This window comes from Chitinophaga sp. SVR4-12A, from assembly GCF_056754765.1.
This window is the reverse complement of record NZ_JBPGWP010000001.1, coordinates 3,747,690-3,767,198: the sequence shown is the minus strand read 5'-3', so window position 1 is coordinate 3,767,198 and position 19,509 is coordinate 3,747,690. Positions and strand designations below refer to the sequence as shown.

Sequence of the window (19,509 nt, the reverse complement as noted above, 5' to 3'; positions counted from 1 at the left end):
CCCTTATGGTTGCCCCTCTTTAGTAATAAATGAAGAAGGACGGCCAGTTTAACACGGACGTCCTTCTCAGTTGTAGCCTCAACGAACAATTTATCGCAACAGGCGTACATCGTAAATAGATGCTGTTTGGCTTCCCGGCGATGCAAGGAATTTGATTATTACGCTCTTGTTTGCCTTTAGTTGCTCAGGAACATTATATTCCTTGCCAACCAGGTCATCTGTGCCAGATTGGTCAAGCTTCACATGTGCAATTTTAACGTCATCGATATAAATGTCAAAGTCCCTGTCTTTGTCCTTCCCGTTGTAAGCGATATACAGGGATTTTACCGTGGGGGTCATTCGCATTTTATAACTGAAATAACCAGCAGCACTGCGCCAGTGGCGGCTTTCAAAAGTACCGGTTACTGTCTTCTCTGCAGACAGGGCGTGGTCGGTTTCCGGTTGTTGTTCCCCAGGTGCAACTACATCCACTGTGCGATTTGCATATTTCACGTAACGTTCATCAAGCATTTCTAGCGCTCTTTCCTTCTGTCTGATACTATCTTTTGAGGCTACCGGCCAGTACAGCACATACCGGGTATCGTGTACCTTGTAGAAAGGCTTCAGTAATAGATTTTTAAAGTCAGGCTGAACGATCCGTCCGCTAATAGAAAAAGTTGAAGCATCATTATTTACCGGTTGCAGGGCATCGGCCAGGTCACCTCCTTCTTTTAGCAGTAAAGGCGCCTTTGATAAAGGGTAAAGGGCGCCCAGGGCAATATGTCCCCACCTGCTGCTGTCACCTCTCAGCCCGGCCAGGTCCGTTGTATCAGTAGGGCTGGCCAACACAACAGGGCCATGCAGGAACGATACCCACTGGGAATGATCAGGCAGATATTCAACAGTATTTTTCATCGGTAGCATCACTGTTATCCGGTCACCGGTTTTCCAGCTGCGGTTTAGCTGTATATATTCAGCCATACTGTGCGCATCCTGCACTGGTTGGTTATTTACTGCTACAGTAAAACCGTCGCCTTTGACCCATTCCGGCTTCCGGATGTATATGGAGAAGCGACCGGGACGATCCAGGCGTAGCGACAGCTCAGACTTTTCAGACTCCGGAAACTTTGTCTGCTGAACCAATTCGATACCCTTCTCTTTCCATTGCAGTACAGACGGAATAAAAAGATTCACATAGATGTCTGCGTTAGTGTGCGTATAAATCAGTTCGCCATACTTACCATGATTTTCCATCCCGGTGCCTACACAGCACCAAAAAGTTTCATCTGCAGTAGAGTATACCCGGTAGTGGTGAGGATGGATCGGCGTGAAATAAACAAAGCCTCCTCTTTTTGGATGCTGGGAAGAAAGAATGTGATTATAAAGAAGCCGTTCATAAAACTCAATATATTCCGCGCGGGGATCTTGCATGAACAGCATCCTGGTTAACTTCAGCATATTGTAGCTGTTGCAGGTTTCCGGTCCCTGCTCAGACTCCAGCATAGTGGCGAAATTATCTGTTGGATTGAAATGCTCCCTTACACTGTTGCCTCCTATGGAAATGCTGCGGTTAGTTTTTACGGTACTCCAGAAGAACTTGGCAGCATTATGATAAGTGCTATCGCCATTCAGCTCGGCGATCCGTTCAAAACCTATTACCTTAGGTATTTGCGTATTTGCATGCAGGCCACTGAGTTTATCCTGGTGCTGGATAAGCGGTGATAGTATAGCAAGATGGCAAAACTTTTCGGCCAGTAAACGGTATTTATCGTCACCGGTGATCACAGCTGCATCGGCACATACTTCATTCATTCCACCATGCTCCGATGCAAGCATTTGTTGTAGCTGTTCCGTACTTAATCCTTCCAGTTCGTTATAAGCCCATGCCGTAAGTTTAATGAATACGTCTTTTGCCTGCTTGTTTCCGGCAAGTAAATAACAATCTCTCAACCCTGCAAAAAGTTTGTGCAGATTGTACCAGGGTACCCATTTCTTATTGTACTCCGAAAAATCACCTGTTTTTACTTCCTGCCACATTTTATTTCCACCAGGTACCGCGCCGACATAGCCATTATTATTCTTTTGCTGACACCTCGCCAGTTCACTCACCATGTAATCGAGCCGCTTCTTGCATTCGGCATTACCTGTACTCGCATACATTTGTGAAAGGGCCGATAGGTAGTGACCCGCCGTATGACCATCAAGACCAAGGCTCTCCCAATTACCATAGCTTGCGGCCTTTGGCGTAAGCCCTGCCTCACGCAGAAAAGGCGCCAGCAACCTGTCTGGCTCCAGCTGAAGCATATAGTTTAAATCCGTTTGTTCGGCCTCCTTGAAAGGGCTTTCGAGCAGGCGCACTTCACTTAACTTAAACGGTTGCATTGCATTTGACTGTGCCCAGCCTGCCTGTACCACATGATTTAAAAATAGAAAAAGCAGGAGGGGTTTTATACCGTGGAAACTTTTCATTATTAATGGAATTTAGCTATTATGCTACAAGTATAGGAATAATTGTTTGTTTAACACTAATAAATGTATAATTTGCTATATATGAGTGTTTTAGGGGAACAATTGGCTGGTTTAAACTGAAAGGCTCAGATTTCCGGAAAGTGGGAAAACCAGGGTAAAAGCTTTGTAACTATATTTTTGTTACAAGACTTTTTATCCCTGGCAGCCATAGCCAGGCAATTTGCCGGGCTATTGTTAACAGCGCCTCATTTTTTAGATAATACTTTTAATAATGCCTCCCTCAATTCTGATGGCTGCACCATTGGTTGCTGACGCAAGCGGGCTTACATAGTATGCAACGGTATCGGCTACTTCTTCCACTGATGCAAAACGCTGAAGAAGAGAAGAAGGACGGATGTCTTTAAAGAAATTGCTTTCAGCTTCTTCGAAGCTAATATTACTTGCGTTTGCCATATCCCCGATAAAGCCATTTATACCTCTGGATCTTGTCGGGCCGGGCAAAATTGAATTTACGGTGACGCCGGTTCCTTTTGTGAGCTCGGCCATACCCCGGCTTACGGCTATCTGCGCTGTTTTTGTCATTCCATAGTGCACCATTTCGCTGGCAGTAGAGACACCTGTTTCACTTGAAATAAAAATGATCCGTCCCCAGTTATTTTCTAACATTTTAGGGAATAGATAACGGGATAGTCTGACGCCACTCATGACGTTAATGTCAAAAAAGCGAAACCAGTCCTCGTCCGGAATTTCAGTAAATGCTTTTGGCTCAAAGATGCCGGTATTGTTTACCAGTATATCAATATGAGGTAACTGCTTTAGTAAGTTGTTTATTTCATCGACCTTGTAGAAATCTGCCGCAATGCCCGAAATATTTTGATTATTGCTTGTTGCTTTCAGGTCGGCAACAGCCTTATCAACAGCTTCCTGAGCTCTCCCATTAATAATGACCGCTGCACCTTCCATTGCCAGGCGATTGGCAATGGCGTAGCCAATTCCTGCGGTTGAGCCGCTTATAAATGCTGTTTTATTTTGAAGTTGTAAGTCCATTTTGTCTAAAATTTTATTGTGAAGTGACTTATTGATTTATGATTCCGAGAACAGCTTCGCCTACCGCTTTAGCCGATTGCGGATTTTGACCTGTTACAACTCTGTTGTCAGTTGCTACATGTGGTTGCCACAAACCTGATTTTTCAAACCTGGCGCCACGTTCAATGAGCTTTGTTTCGAGCGCAAATGGTACTACTTTGTGCATATTCACCGCAACCTCTTCTTCGTTGGTGAAGGCGTTTATTTTCTTTCCGTCAACCAGGTATTTCCCATCCTTTAGTTTGATGTTTACCAATCCGGCAGGTCCATGGCACACAGCAGCTACGATGCCTTCATTTTCATAAATATGCTGAGCGATCTTTGCTAATTCAGTGTTGTCTGCCAAATCCCACATAGCCCCATGCCCTCCGGCATAAAATATGGCAATATAGTCGTCGGCTTTAATTTCCGACGGCTTCAGGGTGTGTTCAACTTTGTAGCGATATTGAGTATTGTTCCAGAATTTGCTATTAGTTGGGTCATCTAAGTTGAAACCATCTACAGGTGCCTTGCCTCCTTGAGGGCTTACAAAGTCAATTTCAAAACCTGCACTATGTAAGACTTCCCAGGGATGCGATACTTCGCTCAGGTAATAGCCTGTGGGTTCATTGGTATCCCCTTTTTTGTCGTGGCTTGTAACCACAAAAAGAATTTTCTTTTTCATTTCTTTTGACTTTTCTGTTTGTGCTGACGCATTATTGCAATACAAAGCGGTAAGACAGCCGGCGATCATAAACAAGGCAGCCGCTTTTTTTCTAATTAAGTTTTTCATGATTATTGAACATAATTGATGATGCAAAGTTGGATGTATACCAACTGATTTTAAAGGACCTACCGCACTAATTCTGTGTGAGCTACATCACACCCTTTTTGAGACCATGCTGTGCTGAGATCTCATTGTTATGTATGAGTTATTTTAGGAAATGGAGGGGCGGAGGGAGATAGGGCAACTGCAAATAATGCCAATGGCGGCATAGGAGATAACCAACGGATCGCGATGTATACTACGTTATGATGAAAGGCGGCTTAGCGTTTCCCTTGATACGCCTAAGTAGGAGGCAATAAGTGTTTTAGGAAGACGCTGAAAAAGTGTAGGATATTGCTTTAATAATTGTTCGTATCGTTCCTGTGCGCTATTGTTTATTAATGATAAGATTCGCTGCTGTAAGGCGATGTAGCCGAAGTTGGATTTCCGCCTGAAGAAATGCTCGATCTTGTGTAGTTCAGCACAGATTTTTTCACGGTTGGCCAGCGAAAGGCACAGTACTTCAGTATCTTCCAGGCAATCAATATTTAAAGACGCCTGGCTTTCATTGAAATATGCCTGGTAGTCGCAGATCCACCAGTCTTCCATAGCAAACTGCAAAATGTGCTCCTTCCCGTTGCTGTTGGTAAAATAAGCTTTGACCAGGCCTTTTTCAACAAAGAAGTCGTTAGGAACATTACTGCCTTCCTGAATAAGGAACTGATGCTTTTTAAATTTTTTTCTTGTGAAATGTGAAAGGATATAATCAAACTCTTTGTCTGAAATGGGTGTGATCTTTTCTATATGTTGTCTAAATATAGTGCTCATTGTCTGATGTAAGTACGAGATAACTTACTGAATTTATGCAAAATACGAAGAATGGAGTAAATAATGTACGCTTAAAATGCTGCATGAGATCATTAGCCGCACTGATCTGCTAAAACAAATTGACTTATTCCGATCTCAGGCTTTTTACTGGGTTCATCAGTGCCGCCTTAATCGATTGGAAGCTCACCGTCAGCAAAGCAATCGCCACAGATAGCAATCCTGCTAAGGTAAACATCCACCATTGTATTTCTATTCTATATGCATAATCCTGCAACCATTGGTTAACAGCATACCAGGCAAGAGGAGTAGCGATCAAAATGGCCAAAAGCACTAATTTCATAAAATCTTTAGCCAACAGCTGCATAATGCTGCTAATACTGGCTCCCATGACCTTACGGATGCCGATCTCTTTGGTTTTCACCTGGGCGGTATAAGTGGCCAATCCGAACAGGCCCAGGCAGGAGATCAGGATAGCCACAATGGAAAATCCCTTAAATAGTGTTCCTGTGCGCTGTTCAGATTTATACAGGTTATCGTACGTTTCATCCAGAAAAGTATACTCAAAAGGGAATCCCGCATTATACTGCTTCCATAGCTTTTCTACTGCGGCAATGGCTTTTGGAGCGCCTTCACCAGTAGTTTTTATATACATTCCGGAGTTTCCGGGCCGGTACTGGAAAATGACAGGCGCTATTTTTTGTTTCAGAGATGCGAAATGAAAGTCTTTGACCACGCCAATGATTGTGCCTTCTGTATCCCACAATTTGAAACGTTTGCCAATCGGATCAATAATTCCCGCTTCCTTTACTGCAGTCTCATTGAGAATGTAATGCGATGAATCGGATGCCATGCCTGTAAAACCGTTCCCTGCAACAAGTTGCAGTTTGAAGACGGAAAGAAAATCCTCATCTACTGTAAGCGGATGGACAAAAAAGCGCTGGTCGGGATCTTTGCCGTCCCAGTCAGCCTTACTGGTAGTAACTCCAATGTTTACGATCTGGTCACTGGCGCAAGTACCTCCCAGCACGCCCTGCTGTTTTAACAGTGCTGCTTTAACAGACTGAGCATGTGGCTGCATATCCCTCATTCCAAATGTGAACACATGTTCTTTATCGTAACCCAATTCTTTCTCATGAATATAAGTCAACTGCCGGTCAATGATCAAGGTGCCGGTGATCAATGCTGCGGAAAACACAAATTGGATTGTTACGAGGGCTTTACGGAAGAAGATTGCACTTATGCCTGCAGAAATCTTTCCTGTTAGTGCTTTTAACGGTTCAAGCGAGGACAATAACAATGCAGGGTAAATGCTCGATAAGGTCAGGGTGGCTAGTACGGTGATACTGACAATAATCCAGATATGCGGGTCGAATAAGCTGAAAGTCATGTTCTTTCCGGCAATGTCGTTATACACTGGCATCAACAAGTAAGCCAACACCAGCGCAGCCACGGCGGCAAAAAGAAAAACCAGGGCTGTTTCTATAACAAACTGAATAAATAACTGAACTTTTCCTGCCCCAATCATCTTGCGTATGCTCACTTCTTTTGCACGGACCAAAAAGCGGGCCGTTGACAGGTTGACATAATTAATGCAGGCGATAATAAGGATCAGGATACCGACAAGCAGAAAAATTCTGACCGTTTGTATCAATCCGTCGCTTCCATCCGTTTTGTAAAGATGCATATCAGTCAGAGACTGCAGGCTATAAGGATCATCAATACCTATATCCCTGTAATTATTGCGAAGCATCAGAGCCAGTTTATCTGTAACGGTCGCGGTTGAAGCTACAGGATTTAATTGCAGGAAAGTATTATAGCTAAAATTACTCCAGTCTTCATCTATGGTTTTCCCTTCACCGTTTACAGAGAAGATCTTTTCATAAAGGTTCATAGGGAAAAGCATGTCATACCTGATACTTGAATTTTCCGGAAAATCTTCCAGGACGCCGGCGACAACAAAATGCTCTTTATTGTCGGCCAATAAAATTTTACCCACAGGGTCCTCGTTGTCAAAATAACGTTTGGCTGTTGACGCTGTTAAGATGACGGAATAATTCCCCTGAAAGGGATTTTCAGGGTCGCCCTTTAATAATTTAAAATCAAAAACACTGAGAAACGAAGGATCTACGTAGCACTTCTTTTCTTCAATAAATTGTTTGCTTTTGTATTTAAATAGGGAGAAATCCCAATTATCCTTGATACGCACCGCGTTTTTGACTTCCGGAATATCTCTTTTAGCAAAGGTGGCTAATGGTGCATGAGAGTTAGACCATATCTGCCTGCTGCTTCCGCTCCCCATGTTAGACAGTACCCGGTAAATGTTCCTGGTATCCCGGTGAAACCTGTCGTAACTTAGCTCATTTTGTACCCATAGGATGATAAGAATTCCTACGGCCAGCCCGGTAGTAAGCCCGGCAATGTTAATGGCAGTGTAAAATTTGTTTTTTACAAGGTTACGCCAGGCGGTCTTGAAATAATTTTTCAGCATAGTTGAAGGGTTTAACTGTCAACATGAGATACGCACTACAGACCCACAATAAAACTGCCATATTTACTGAATAAACCTATAGCCCAATACCCATCTTTTGGGTATCCTGGTGTCCGTGCGAATACGAACGCTTACTGTCCGATTCCGGACAATTGTCTGCGAAAAATGAAGTACACTAAACAAATGTAAGAGTAGCTATAGATGGAATGTCCTGAAAACACAATCAGAAATTAATTGCCTTAAAGCCACTTTTTGTAGAGTTAAGCAACAGCTTAAAAAGCTATTGATCGATGCGGAACTATTTTGGAGATTGTTGACGTTTCATTTCGTTTGAAACATGAAAGGCATTCAATTGAATGCCTTTCATGATCTACCAGGTAGCCTCGACAGGAATCGAACCTGTATCTGGAGCTTCGGAAACTCTTATACTATCCATTGTACTACGAGGCCAGGTCCAGCTCCCGTTTCCCGGGAAAGGATGGCAAAACTAAGCTTTTTACCCCTGAATTACAAAACCATTTCTACATGTTCAGGTTACTCTTAAAGATCTTCACCGCAATAGCCAGCAGGATCACCCCGAAGAACTTACGCACCACCATCAGCCCCGCCTTGCCCAATATACGTTCTATCCACTTCAATGACCGCAGCACGAGGAAGATGATCACCAGGTTAATAAGGATGCCCGCCATGATGTTATATTCCCCGAAATTGGCCTTTAACGACATGATCGTGGTCAATGTTCCCGATCCGGCTATCAGCGGAAACGCAATCGGCACTACGCTGCCTGTTTTATTATCCGCCTCGGTGCTCTTAAAGAACTCGATACCCAGTATCATCTCCAGCCCGATCACAAAGATCACAATAGAACCCGCCACGGCAAAGGAATGCACATCTACGCTCATCAGCTTCAGGAAAGGCTCGCCTACCAGCAAAAAGCCCACCATCAGAAGGCCCGAAGCCAGGGTGGCCTTGCCCGCATCAATATGCCCCAGCTTCTCTTTAAGGGAGATCAGCACCGGGATAGACCCCACAATGTCGATAACGGCAAAAAGGGTAAACGTAATGGCGAGGATCTGGTCTAGGCTAAACATGCTGGTTGATATATTTTATACAAATATAATTTATTATGTGAATGGCCATAGTATGTTAAAAAAGTTGCTTATTGACCATCTATTCCCTTTCTTTGTTTTGGTTGTTTGGGACCTTCTATGACAATTTACTGATATATGACCGAAGATATCATTATCCAGATCAGCAATAAGATCAAGGAAAAAAGAAAGGCAAAAGGTATCACCATACAGGAACTGGCCGATAAAGCAGAAGTGAGCAAAGGCCTGATCTCCCAGATAGAGAATAACCGTACCGTACCCTCCCTGCTGGTGCTCATCAATATTATCCGCGCCCTGAACCTCGATATGAACGAGTTCTTCAATGAAATTGGTACCGAGCAGCAAAGCAGCAAAGTCATTATCAAACAGGAAGCCGCTTACCAGGTATTCGAAAAAGAGACCGCCAAAGGCTTCCTCTACAAACGCGTGCTGACCCGCAGCGTAAAGAACTACCCCGTAGACATCGTGATCCTGGAGCTAAAGAAAGGCGCCCGCCGCAACCAGATGGTTAAGACGGATGCCTATGAATACAAATACATCATCCAGGGTAAAGTAGAATACCAGATAGAGAACGAAAAGTACATTCTCAACACCGGCGACTCCCTGTTCTTTGACGGCCGCCTGGGCCACAAACCCGCTAATATAGGTGACGAAGACGCACGTATACTGGTAGTATACTTCTTCCTGGAAGGCGATAATTAACCGGTCGGCTTGACTATCCATCCCGACCTCTCACTTCCAACGAACCTCAGACTTCAAACCTCAAACCGTATTTTACAAATACTTAATGATAATTTTAGTATTACTTAACAATTAGGTTACATTCTTCTTTAAGATTTGCATGATAAAAGGGCGGAATACCAAATCTCCTCTTCCAAACCAAAAATCTTATCCATTATCATGCAACAACATTTACACCACCATTTCAGACGGCTTGGCCTGTGCATATTAATGCTGCTGGCCGGCTACGCCGTTAAGGCGCAACAGTCCGTAAGCGGGCAGGTAACTTCCGCGGAAGACCGTCAGCCGGTACCGGGAGCGACCGTAAAAATCAAAGGCAGCTCCAAAGGAGCGCTTACAGACGGCAACGGGCAGTTCGTCATCGCTGCCGCTCCTGCTGACACCCTGGTGGTCTCCTACATCGGTTTTACGCCAGCCGAAGTAGCGGTGAAAGACCAGCAAAACATCGTCATCACCCTCCATACCGACAAAAGATCATTGGATGAAGTAGTGGTAACCGCATTGGGTATTAAAAAAGAAGTAAAACGCCTGGGCTATGCCGTACAGGAGATAAAAGGTGAAGACCTGGTAAAAGCCAGGGAGCCAAACCCTATCAACGGCCTTACCGGTAAAGTAGCCGGCCTTACCGTGGGCGCTTCTGCAGAAATGCTGGGCACTCCCCAGGTATTGCTGCGCGGCAGCGCCATCAACCTGTACGTGGTAGATGGTGTACCTATCAATTCAGACACCTGGAACATTTCCCCGGATGATATTGAAAGCTATACCGTGCTGAAAGGCGCCACCGCCTCCGCCCTGTATGGCTCCCGTGGCTTGAACGGTGCTATCATGATCACTACCAGAAGAGGGTCTAAAGATAAACGCGGCTTCTCCGTAGAACTGAACTCCAGCACCATGTTCGATAAAGGCTTCATCGCCATCCCGGAAGTGCAGGATGAATACGGTCCCGGCGACCATGGCCGCTACGCGTTTGTAGACGGTAAAGGCGGTGGTACCAACGATGGCGACTATGATATCTGGGGCCCTAAATTCGAAGGCCAGCTGATCCCGCAGTATGACAGTCCCGTGGATCCTGCCACCGGTCAGCGCAAAGGAACACCCTGGGTGGCCCGCGGTAAGGATAACCTGAAAAGGTTCATCCAGACGGGTATTCTCAGCACGAACAACATTTCCGTTTCCGCCAGGACCGACAAGGCAGATCTGCGCTTCTCCCTGTCGCATTCCTATCAGAAAGGTATCATCCCTAACACGCAGCTGAATATTACCAATTTCAATATCTCTGCGGGATATAACTTTTCGGATCGCCTGCGCCTGGAGTCTTACCTGAACTATAACCGCCAGTTCACAGACAACTTCCCGGATGTGAACTATGGCCCCAACAGTCTTATCTATAATATCGAGATCTGGGGCGGCGCCGACTGGAACATTGACGATATGCGCAACTACTGGCAGCCGGGTAAAGAAGGCGTTCAGTCTATCTATGCAGAATACCAGCGCTACCATAACCCCTGGTTCATGGTAAAAGAATGGCTGCGCGGTCACTATAAAACTGACGTGAACGGTTATATGAAGCTCACCTACCAGCTGACCAATAACCTGGAACTGCTGGCCCGTACACAGGTAACTACCTATGACCTGTTCCGCAATGAAAAAATGCCTTACTCTGCACACCCCTACGGCCGTGAAGAAGGTAAAGGCGATTACCGCGAAGACAAACGCTCACTGTTCGAGAACAATACAGACGTATTGCTCACCTATCACAATACTTTCAATAAAATAGACCTGCGTGCTTCCGTAGGTGGAAATGCCCGCAACTTTAAATACAATTCCAGCTACGTAACCACCGGTTACCTGAACGCACCGGGCTGGTACAGCTTTGCCAACACCCGCGATCCGCTGTATGCCAACAATTTCCGTTCAGACATGCTGGTGCTCAGTACCTATGGTTATGTAGACCTTACCTTCAGCAAATACGCCACCTTATCGCTGACAGGCCGTTACGACAAACTGTCTACACTGCCTAAAGGCAATAACCTGTACTTCTATCCCTCCGCTTCATTGAGCACAGTGATATCTGATTATGTGAAGCTGCCGGAAGTGATCTCCTTCCTGAAACTACGCGGTTCCTATGCCAACGTAAAAGGCGGCCTTACACAGCCCACTATCGGCGCTACGCCGCTGGCGGCTTACCCGCTGGGATATGGAACAGAATACCTGTCTTCTTATGATGGCCCTACCTTCCAGAACTCCGCCGGTTACGACGTTAGACCGGTATACCAGAACCAGGCAGGCGCTTTCTACACCCGCACGATCGTAAATCCTGATCTGAAACCATTCTCCACCACGGCTTATGAAGCCGGTCTGGATATCCGCTTCCTGCAGAACCGCATTGGCTTTGACGGAACCTGGTTTACAACCAAAAACGGTCCGCGCATTTTTGAACTGCAAACATCTGATGCTACCGGTTTTGAAAAGATGCTCGTAAACGGTGTGACCACCCGTAAAACAGGCTGGGAAGCTTCTATTACCGGAACTCCCCTCCGCAGCAATACAGGCCTTAACTGGAATGTATTGGTGAACTGGAGCACTTTTAAGGAGAAATATGTAGACTTCTATCCAGGTGTAAATACATTGAATGTATTCTTTAAACCTGGCGACAGGGTGGATGGATTCTATGGTTCCGCTTTCGTAAAAACGCCCGATGGACAGATCATTAACGATGCAGGCGATGGCCGTCCTATCAGGAACCCAACCAACCAGTTCCTCGGATATACCAATCCTGACTGGACCTGGGCGATCAACAACGTGTTCCGCTACAAGCAATTTACTTTCAGCTTCCAGTTTGATGGCCGTGTAGGCGGTAAAATGATCGACTATATTCAGCAGCAAACCTTCCGTGGCGGCCGCAATATACAGACCGTACAAGGCGCTATGGGCGATGCCCGCTACCAGGACTACAAAGGTGTGAAATCATGGGTTGGACAAGGGGTAGTGATCAGCAACGGCGCCGCTATCAATTATGATAACAACGGTAATGTGACCAACTACAAAGACATGCAGTTTGCGCCCAACACTACCAAAACCTTCCTGCAGGACTATATCAGCGTTTACTACAACACGAACGAAGCGAATATTATCAGCAAGACCTTTGCCAAGCTCCGCGAAGTAGTGATCGGGTATACACTGCCGCAAAGCCTGCTGGGCCGCAGCTTTATCAGGCAGGCAAATGTTTCCTTCGTAGGTCGTAACCTGCTCTATTTCGCCAGCCATAAGGATGTGGATATTGAACAGTATGCAGGAGACCAGGGATCCTCTTCCCTGCAAACGCCTACCACCCGCCGTTATGGTTTTAATGTAAACGTAACTTTTTAATTGTTTGAAGTTTGAGGTTTGAAGTTTGAAGTTCGTGAGAAGTTACAGGTTCAAAGCAGGTTATCAGCCTTGAACTTCCAACTTTTAACTAACCTCCAACCTCAAGCTTCAAACCTCAAACTTAAAACTTCAAGCAACCGATAATGAAACAGATCAAGATATTAACGATCGCCGCCTTACTAACTGTAGGCGCCGGATTCAGTAGCTGTAACAAACAGTTCACTGATTATGAAATGAACAGCAATAAGCCCGGCCAGGTGCCTCCCAGCCTGGTATTGGGCGGTGTATTGAATGATATGAACGCCATCAAACCATGGAGCGATGTAATGCGCTTTAACCAGTTTGATTGCTGCAACTATAACTACTATGGCAACCAGCGTTACGACTGGGGCGGTGCAGACCTGGGCGGTTATTTTACCCTGCAGAATGTACAGCAGATGGAGAAAGAAGCGATCCGCCTGGGCGGTAAGGACCTGAACCCTTACGCTGCATTAGGTAAGTTCTTCCGCGCCTTTTTCTTTTACCGTATGACCAACCTGGTGGGAGATCTGCCTATGACAGACGCGCTGGACGGAAGGAATAACCTCACGCCCAGGTATGACGATCAGCGTGCCATCTTCATCCAGATCCTCGCCTGGCTGGAACAAGCCAACGCAGAACTGGACCAGCTGATCAAGAATCCAGACCAGAGTAATACTTCAGAAGGACAGACCCTTAAGAATGATTTCTATTACAACAATAAGCTGGATCTCTGGCAACGTGCAGTGAATGCTTTCCACCTGCGTGTGCTGATCGCGCTCAGCAAGAAAACAACAGATGCAGAGCTGAAGATCCAGCAGCAGTTCAACGACATCGTTTCCAATCCAACCAGGTATCCGCTGATGCAAGGCATGGATCAGAGCCTGCAGTTCATCTACAACAACATCAACAAGTACCCGGTCAACCCGGATAACCTGGGCTTTGACGCTACCCGTTATAACATGTCGGCTACTTACCTGAACACGCTGTCTTCACTGCGCGATCCCCGTGCTTATATCACAGCTGAACCAGCCACCGAACAGCTGAATAAGTTTAAGAAAACGCCGGCTGATATTACCGCTTATGTAGGCGCTCCTTCAGGAGAGAACCTGGCAGATATGTCTTCTAAAATGTCCAGCGTGGACACAGCGGTGTACTCACTGCGTAGCCGCGCCCGTTACTATGCCAACTATGCAGCAGAACCGGGTATCCTGGTAGGTTATCCTGAAATGTGCTTCAACATTGCAGAAGCCATCAACCGTGGCTGGATTACCGGTAACGCTGAAGACTGGTATAAGAAAGGCATCCAGGCATCTATGAGCTTCTATGGTATCCCTGCTACTGCACCCGGCACTGTTACCAAAATATACAAAGGTGTGCGTCATGATATCGCCTTCAATTTTGAAACAGATTACTACTCACAGGCCACGGTGAAGTACCAGGGCAATAACGCCACCGGCCTGCAGCAGATCCTCACACAGAAATACCTGGCCTTCTTCGAGAACTCAGACTGGGAAGGTTATCTCAACTGGCGCAGAACAGGTGTACCTGTATTCAGCACAGGATCCGGCACCGGTAACAGCAACAAGATCCCGCTGCGATTTAAATACCCGAACAACCACCGCGATGCGAATGCCGCCAACTGGGCTGCAGCATTGCAGCAACAATTCGGTACCACCACTGATGATATTAATGCAGCCATGTGGCTGATAAAATAAACGGTATGCAACTGGAACAAGCGCAGCAAATAGCAACAGCAGTGTTTGCCCTGTATAAACAATACGGCGCGGCAGATTATATAGGCGAACCGGTGTCACAGCTGGAGCATATGTACCAGGCGGCTTTGCTGGCCGAACAGGCGGGCGCCACGGAAGAAGTGATCCTGGCGGCTTTCTTTCATGACATAGGCCACCTGTGCGAGCTGGATGGAAAGAGCTCCATGGACGGCTACGGCGTACAGGACCACGAGCAATGGGGCAGCATCTACCTGCAGCGCTGCGGTTTTTCTGATACGCTGGCCCGGCTGGTAGGATCGCATGTAGCGGCTAAACGCTATCTCACCTACAAGCATCCCGCATATTATGAACAGTTGTCGCCGGCCAGCAAGCAAACGCTGGCCTTCCAGGGAGGCCCGATGACGGCAACAGAAGCTGCCGCGTTTGAAGCAGATCCGCTGTTTGCAGATATGGTTCGCCTCCGCACCTGGGATGATCTGGCAAAAGAAACGGATCAGCCGCTGCCTGAATTGTCGCGCTTTAAACAGATGGCCATAAAACACTTAGTAACAGTTGTCAGTTGATAGTTGACAGTTGTCAGCAAATGCTGGAACTGTATAGCTGATAACTAGTAACTGACAACTAATAACTAACAACTGACAACTGATAACTAACAACTGACAACCATTATGTGGATCCAACAACGGTTAAAACGTACAGACCAGTTCACCTTTGCACTGTACGCCGCGCTGGTATCATTCGGTACTTACTCCTGTATGTATGCCTTTCGCAAACCGTTTGCTGTAGCGCTGTTTGAAGGTGTCAGCTTCCTGGGCATAGATTACAAGATCTGGCTGGTGATTGCCCAGACCATGGGATACGCCGCCAGTAAGTTTTATGGCATTCGCTTTATTGCTGAGATGCAGGGCGCTAAAAGAGCGCGCAGTATTGTTATACTGATCTTTTTTTCCTGGCTGGCGCTATTGCTGTTTGCAGTAGTGCCAGCCCCTTTTAATATCGTGTTCCTGTTCCTCAATGGCTTTCCGCTGGGCATGATCTGGGGCCTGGTCTTCAGCTACCTGGAAGGCAGGCAGAGCACAGAGTTCATGGGATCTGTACTGTCTATCAGCTTTATATTTTCATCCGGTTTTGTAAAATCGGCTGGTATGATGGTGATGGTAGACTGGGGCATTAGCGAACGCTGGATGCCTTTTGTTACAGGGCTGATCTTCATGGTTCCCATGATCATCTTTGTAATGCTGCTGGAACAGATTCCCCCGCCTTCAGCTACAGACGAGGCCTTAAGAACGCGACGAGAACCCATGGACAAACATCAGCGCTGGCAGTTTTTGCAGCAGTTTTTGCCGGGCTTAACGCTTTGCATCCTGAGTTATGTGTTGCTGACCATGTTGCGCGATATGCGCGATAACTTTGCTTCCAACATCTGGCAGGAGCTGGGTATGGGAGAACAATCAGGTATCTTCACACAAACGGAAGTGCCGGTATCACTGGTGATCCTGGGCATAATGGGATTGTTAGTATTTATAAAGGACAATTACCAGGCATTCATGTTCAACTTCGTGATCGTGATCGCTGGTTTTGTAATAGCAGGAGCCAGCTGCCTCTTATTCATGCAGCAGCAGATTGGGCCGGTTACCTGGATGACCATGACGGGGCTTGGATTGTATATGGGCTATATTCCCTTTAACTGTATCTTTTTTGAAAGAATGATTGCTACGTTCAGGTATGTGAGCAATGTGGGCTTCATTATCTATGTGGCAGATTCATTTGGTTACCTGGGCAGCGTAAGCATTTTGCTGGTAAAGAATTTCAGCAGGCTACAGCTTTCCTGGAGCCGCTTCTTTATGGATATGGTGCTGGGCATGTCTGTATTGGGAATATGCCTGATGCTGGGCGCCTACCGCTATTTCAGGAGGAAATACAGGGGCAGCGCCACTGTTGCTTCACTCGTTCACCCCTAAGAGCTCCACTTTTCCATTCTCCACCTGTAAGCGCGCGATACGCCCGTACTCTACACGCAATTCAAAAGACCGTTCGAGCGGAGTGTTGGTTACATAGGCCAGCAGCGAGCGGATCACGCCGCTGTGGGTAACCAGCACGGCATCTTTTCCGCGGGCAATCACTTCATTAAAGATCTCCACGGCGCGTTTATACAGGTCCTCATAACTTTCTCCGCCCGGCACACGTGCATATACATAATTATCCATCCAGGCCTGCAGGGCATTAGGGCCGATATCATCCCAGCGCTTCATCTCCCAGTCGCCGAAGTTCAATTCTTTCAGACGATCGTCTTGCGTGAAATTATCTTCAAACAGGAAACGGGCCAGTTTACTGCAGCGTTGCAGCGGACTGGCATATACGGCAAAAGGTTTGCCGGGTAGCAGTAGTTTTACGCGGGTAGCTTCTTCAGTGAAGGTGTCGGCAACATCCAGGTCCGCAAATCCATAACAGGTGCCTCGTTCAATGGCCGGCGTGGTGTGCCGGATCAGGTATATATCCATGCTGCAATGCAAAGCAACAAATATACAACTGTTTCGCTAACTTGCTGTACAGCGCCCAGGCAATCGCCTGTATAGCCGCCAATCCAGCGGCGCATTTTATGGCTCATATAGGCGCGTACCAACCACAATGCGGGCAGCAGGAGGATCAGTATATAGTGTTGGAAAAGGAGGATGATCACGATCAGCGGCAGCAGGCCAAAGAAACCAGCCAGCGTGAGCTCCCAGCCGCTGATACCTTTGGACACAGGTTTTGCTTTGCTGTCTTCGTTCTCTCTTACGTAAGGAAGTGTATAGATGATGGTAACCGCCACGAAACGGCTTAGCGGTTGCGCAATGATAATAGCCAGCAGCGCCTGTTTCAGGGACAGAGATTGTAACGCATAAAACTTCAGGAGCATTAGCAGCACAAGCCCCAGCATGCCGAAAGTGCCGATACGGCTATCTTTCATGATAAGCAGGATCTTTTCTTTGGTCCAGCCGCCGCCAAATCCGTCGCACATATCTGCAAAGCCATCTTCATGAAAAGCGCCGGTGATCCAGATAGCAGCAGCCAGGCAAAAGAGGATGCTGATGGTCCAGGGAGCGATCTGGCTGGCGCCCCACAGCACCAGGGCCATGGCGCCGCCGGTGATCCAGCCGATAAGAGGCAGATAGCGGGTAGCATTGTTCAACAGATCCAGCCCGTGGCCCATGTTGCCGCCCACAGGGATACGTGTATAGAACATGATGGCGGTACGTAATAAGAGCCATTGCCGTCGCATAATCAATAAATAGCGTTTGATGTTTAAAGTTTGAGTTCTGAAGTTCGTTAGATGTTGGACGTTTAAGGCCGGTTATCGGCCCCGGAACCTTTAACCTTTTAACGAACCTCAGACCTCAAACTTCAAACCTCAAACCTTAAGTTGTTTTGTTTGAAACCTGTGCGTCATCAAAGCTGGCCATCTGCTCCATAAAGGCTGCTGCGCATTGTATGATGGGCATCGCCAGGGCTGCGCCGGTGCCTTCGCCCAGGCGCATATCCAGTTGTAAAAGGGAGCTCACCTGCAGGTGCTCCAGCATGGCGCGGTGGCCTTTTTCATGAGAGCTGTGTGCGAAGATGCAATAGTCTGTTACAGCGGGTTGTAAGCGTTGTGCCGTTAGCAAAGCTGCGGTAACAATAAAACCATCTATCACGATGATCATATTCAGGGCTGCAGCCTGTAATATAGCCCCGCATAGCATGGCTATTTCAAAACCGCCGTAGGTGGCCAGTATGGTTATCGGATCTTCGGGCACGCCGTGACGGTTCAATGCTTCCTGTAAGATCACGATCTTCCGTGCGATCTGTTTGGATGTGCTGCCTGTACCTGCGCCAGTGCATTCTTCAATAGGAATACCGGTAAAGCAGCTCATCAGCAGTGAAGCCGCAGCAGTATTGCCAATGCCCATTTCTCCGAAGCCGATGGTATTGCAGCCTTGCTGGTGGATGCCCTGTACGATCTCTGCGCCTGCCTCCATGGCCTTTTCGCACTCTTCTATTGTCATAGCGGGCTCGTGGAGATAGTTGCGGGTGCCGTATGCGATCTTGCAGTGGTTCAGCATGGGATGGGAGGGAAAATTGTGGTTCACGCCTGCATCCACGATCACCAGCTCTATCTGTAGCTGGCGGCACAATGCATTGATGGCGGCTCCTCCGTGCAGGAAATTATATACCATCTGCGCCGTTACTTCCTGCGGGTAAGGATTGACGAGCCCTTCTGCCGCAACGCCATGGTCGCCCGCAAATACGGCGATCGTAGGTTTAGTGATAGCCGGTTCCAGTGTTTGTTGGATAAGACCTGCCTGCAGGGCAATATGTTCCAGCCTGCCAAGTGATCCCGGCGGTTTGGTTTTCTGGTCAATTTTTTCCTGCAGCGCTGATGCCAGCCCGCGGGAAAGAGGAGAGATGTTCATTATTTAATTGTTACGGGTATACCCGATACCATTAACACCACTTTTTGTGCGCGCTGGGCGATGTATTGGTTGGCCCAGCCTTGCAGGTCGGTGAACTTACGCCCGGTATCGGTGTCTGCATGTACGCCCATGCCGATCTCATTGGTCACTATAATAATCGTGGCGTTCTTTTTAGTAAGGGCGTTAATTTCCTGTTGTATACTATACAGGGCGGTGTCTACGTCCTGATGATGTTGCATAAAGAAGTTGGTCAGCCAGAGGGTAACACAGTCGATAACGGCTACCCGTCCTTCCAGCGGTAAGAGGCTAACATATAATTGCTCTTCGATATTGGTCCATTCAGGGCCCCGGTCTTGCTGGTGCCGCTTTACACGCGCTCCGAAATCATCATCCCATATTTTGGCGGTGGCTACATATACGGGGTCTTCTGCCAGTGACAGCGCCAGTTGTTGTGCATAACTGCTTTTTCCCGAACGGGCGCCTCCTGTAATCAATTGGATCATAGTTC

The 19,509-nt window shown here is 47.1% G+C and carries 15 protein-coding genes and 1 tRNA gene; 5 read left to right on the top strand and 11 right to left on the bottom strand.

Annotated features, from left to right (window positions below):
* Positions 1–90 precede the first annotated feature (90 nt).
* From ACR9Y8_RS15400 to ACR9Y8_RS15370, 7 genes are all read right to left on the bottom strand, one after another.
* A complete protein-coding gene (locus ACR9Y8_RS15400) occupies positions 91–2,361 on the bottom strand; it encodes a beta-L-arabinofuranosidase domain-containing protein (protein WP_481214134.1) in 2,271 nt (756 codons plus the stop codon).
* A 339-nt stretch (positions 2,362–2,700) separates the two neighbouring features.
* A complete protein-coding gene (locus tag ACR9Y8_RS15395) occupies positions 2,701–3,495 on the bottom strand; it encodes an SDR family NAD(P)-dependent oxidoreductase (RefSeq protein WP_481214133.1) in 795 nt (264 codons plus the stop codon).
* Positions 3,496–3,523: 28 nt separating this feature from the next.
* Positions 3,524–4,306, bottom strand: a complete 783-nt coding sequence (locus ACR9Y8_RS15390) for a type 1 glutamine amidotransferase domain-containing protein (RefSeq protein ID WP_481214132.1) — start codon at positions 4,304–4,306, stop codon at positions 3,524–3,526.
* Positions 4,307–4,543: 237 nt separating this feature from the next.
* Entirely contained in the window at positions 4,544–5,107 is a 564-nt protein-coding gene (locus ACR9Y8_RS15385) for a Crp/Fnr family transcriptional regulator (protein WP_481214131.1), read from the bottom strand.
* A gap of 124 nt (positions 5,108–5,231) precedes the next feature.
* On the bottom strand, positions 5,232–7,595 hold the full coding sequence (locus tag ACR9Y8_RS15380; protein ID WP_481214130.1) for an ABC transporter permease: 2,364 nt from the start codon (positions 7,593–7,595) through the stop codon (positions 5,232–5,234).
* 378 nt (positions 7,596–7,973) lie between these two features.
* Positions 7,974–8,045: transfer RNA gene (locus tag ACR9Y8_RS15375), tRNA-Arg, on the bottom strand.
* A 71-nt stretch (positions 8,046–8,116) separates the two neighbouring features.
* Positions 8,117–8,686 carry a MarC family protein gene (locus tag ACR9Y8_RS15370; RefSeq protein WP_481214129.1) on the bottom strand — a complete coding sequence of 190 codons (570 nt, stop codon included), beginning with the start codon at positions 8,684–8,686 and terminating at the stop codon, positions 8,117–8,119.
* Between the two features lie 135 nt (positions 8,687–8,821).
* On the opposite strand from ACR9Y8_RS15370, the gene ACR9Y8_RS15365 reads away from it, so the two are divergent.
* The 5 genes from ACR9Y8_RS15365 (at position 8,822) to ACR9Y8_RS15345 (ending at position 16,529) form a co-directional block, all read left to right on the top strand.
* Complete coding sequence (locus tag ACR9Y8_RS15365) at positions 8,822–9,406, top strand: helix-turn-helix domain-containing protein (protein ID WP_481214128.1); 585 nt, start codon at positions 8,822–8,824, stop codon at positions 9,404–9,406.
* Between the two features lie 198 nt (positions 9,407–9,604).
* Positions 9,605–12,814 (top strand): SusC/RagA family TonB-linked outer membrane protein, encoded by a 3,210-nt coding sequence (locus ACR9Y8_RS15360; RefSeq protein ID WP_481214127.1) that lies wholly within the window; start codon positions 9,605–9,607, stop codon positions 12,812–12,814.
* 143 nt (positions 12,815–12,957) lie between these two features.
* The gene (locus ACR9Y8_RS15355) at positions 12,958–14,550 is read left to right on the top strand and encodes a SusD/RagB family nutrient-binding outer membrane lipoprotein (protein WP_481214126.1); all 1,593 of its coding nucleotides are present in this window, start codon (positions 12,958–12,960) and stop codon (positions 14,548–14,550) included.
* A 5-nt stretch (positions 14,551–14,555) separates the two neighbouring features.
* A complete protein-coding gene (locus tag ACR9Y8_RS15350; RefSeq protein ID WP_481214125.1) occupies positions 14,556–15,131 on the top strand; it encodes a phosphonate degradation HD-domain oxygenase in 576 nt (191 codons plus the stop codon).
* A gap of 105 nt (positions 15,132–15,236) precedes the next feature.
* On the top strand, positions 15,237–16,529 hold the full coding sequence (locus tag ACR9Y8_RS15345) for a DUF5690 family protein (RefSeq protein WP_481214124.1): 1,293 nt from the start codon (positions 15,237–15,239) through the stop codon (positions 16,527–16,529).
* Here the strand turns inward: ACR9Y8_RS15345 and cobC are convergent.
* The 4 genes from cobC to cobU form a co-directional block, all read right to left on the bottom strand.
* Positions 16,512–17,069: an alpha-ribazole phosphatase gene (gene cobC / locus ACR9Y8_RS15340; RefSeq protein ID WP_481214123.1), complete on the bottom strand. Its 558-nt coding sequence runs from the start codon at positions 17,067–17,069 to the stop codon at positions 16,512–16,514. The two genes, ACR9Y8_RS15345 and cobC, sit on opposite strands and share 18 nt — an antisense overlap.
* A complete protein-coding gene (locus ACR9Y8_RS15335) occupies positions 17,054–17,830 on the bottom strand; it encodes an adenosylcobinamide-GDP ribazoletransferase (RefSeq protein ID WP_481214122.1) in 777 nt (258 codons plus the stop codon). The genes cobC and ACR9Y8_RS15335 overlap by 16 nt, the downstream gene beginning before the upstream one ends.
* A gap of 136 nt (positions 17,831–17,966) precedes the next feature.
* Entirely contained in the window at positions 17,967–19,001 is a 1,035-nt protein-coding gene (cobT, locus tag ACR9Y8_RS15330; protein ID WP_481214121.1) for a nicotinate-nucleotide--dimethylbenzimidazole phosphoribosyltransferase, read from the bottom strand.
* Complete coding sequence (gene cobU / locus ACR9Y8_RS15325; RefSeq protein WP_481214120.1) at positions 19,001–19,504, bottom strand: bifunctional adenosylcobinamide kinase/adenosylcobinamide-phosphate guanylyltransferase; 504 nt, start codon at positions 19,502–19,504, stop codon at positions 19,001–19,003. Before cobU ends, cobT begins: the two co-directional genes overlap by 1 nt.
* Between the last annotated feature and the right edge of the window lie 5 nt (positions 19,505–19,509).

What these genes read in the sequence shown, in the direction of transcription:
- cobC (WP_481214123.1), bottom strand. Translation starts at nt 17,069, where the DNA reads ATGGATATATACCTGATCCGGCACACCACGCCGGCCATTGAACGAGGC.
- ACR9Y8_RS15345 (WP_481214124.1), top strand. Translation starts at nt 15,237, where the DNA reads ATGTGGATCCAACAACGGTTAAAACGTACAGACCAGTTCACCTTTGCA.
- ACR9Y8_RS15335 (WP_481214122.1), bottom strand. Translation starts at nt 17,830, where the DNA reads ATGCGACGGCAATGGCTCTTATTACGTACCGCCATCATGTTCTATACA.
- ACR9Y8_RS15355 (WP_481214126.1), top strand. Translation starts at nt 12,958, where the DNA reads ATGAAACAGATCAAGATATTAACGATCGCCGCCTTACTAACTGTAGGC.
- ACR9Y8_RS15350 (WP_481214125.1), top strand. Translation starts at nt 14,556, where the DNA reads ATGCAACTGGAACAAGCGCAGCAAATAGCAACAGCAGTGTTTGCCCTG.
- ACR9Y8_RS15395 (WP_481214133.1), bottom strand. Translation starts at nt 3,495, where the DNA reads ATGGACTTACAACTTCAAAATAAAACAGCATTTATAAGCGGCTCAACC.
- cobU (WP_481214120.1), bottom strand. Translation starts at nt 19,504, where the DNA reads ATGATCCAATTGATTACAGGAGGCGCCCGTTCGGGAAAAAGCAGTTAT.
- ACR9Y8_RS15380 (WP_481214130.1), bottom strand. Translation starts at nt 7,595, where the DNA reads ATGCTGAAAAATTATTTCAAGACCGCCTGGCGTAACCTTGTAAAAAAC.
- ACR9Y8_RS15360 (WP_481214127.1), top strand. Translation starts at nt 9,605, where the DNA reads ATGCAACAACATTTACACCACCATTTCAGACGGCTTGGCCTGTGCATA.
- cobT (WP_481214121.1), bottom strand. Translation starts at nt 19,001, where the DNA reads ATGAACATCTCTCCTCTTTCCCGCGGGCTGGCATCAGCGCTGCAGGAA.
- ACR9Y8_RS15400 (WP_481214134.1), bottom strand. Translation starts at nt 2,361, where the DNA reads ATGCAACCGTTTAAGTTAAGTGAAGTGCGCCTGCTCGAAAGCCCTTTC.
- ACR9Y8_RS15385 (WP_481214131.1), bottom strand. Translation starts at nt 5,107, where the DNA reads ATGAGCACTATATTTAGACAACATATAGAAAAGATCACACCCATTTCA.
- ACR9Y8_RS15390 (WP_481214132.1), bottom strand. Translation starts at nt 4,306, where the DNA reads ATGAAAAACTTAATTAGAAAAAAAGCGGCTGCCTTGTTTATGATCGCC.
- ACR9Y8_RS15370 (WP_481214129.1), bottom strand. Translation starts at nt 8,686, where the DNA reads ATGTTTAGCCTAGACCAGATCCTCGCCATTACGTTTACCCTTTTTGCC.
- ACR9Y8_RS15365 (WP_481214128.1), top strand. Translation starts at nt 8,822, where the DNA reads ATGACCGAAGATATCATTATCCAGATCAGCAATAAGATCAAGGAAAAA.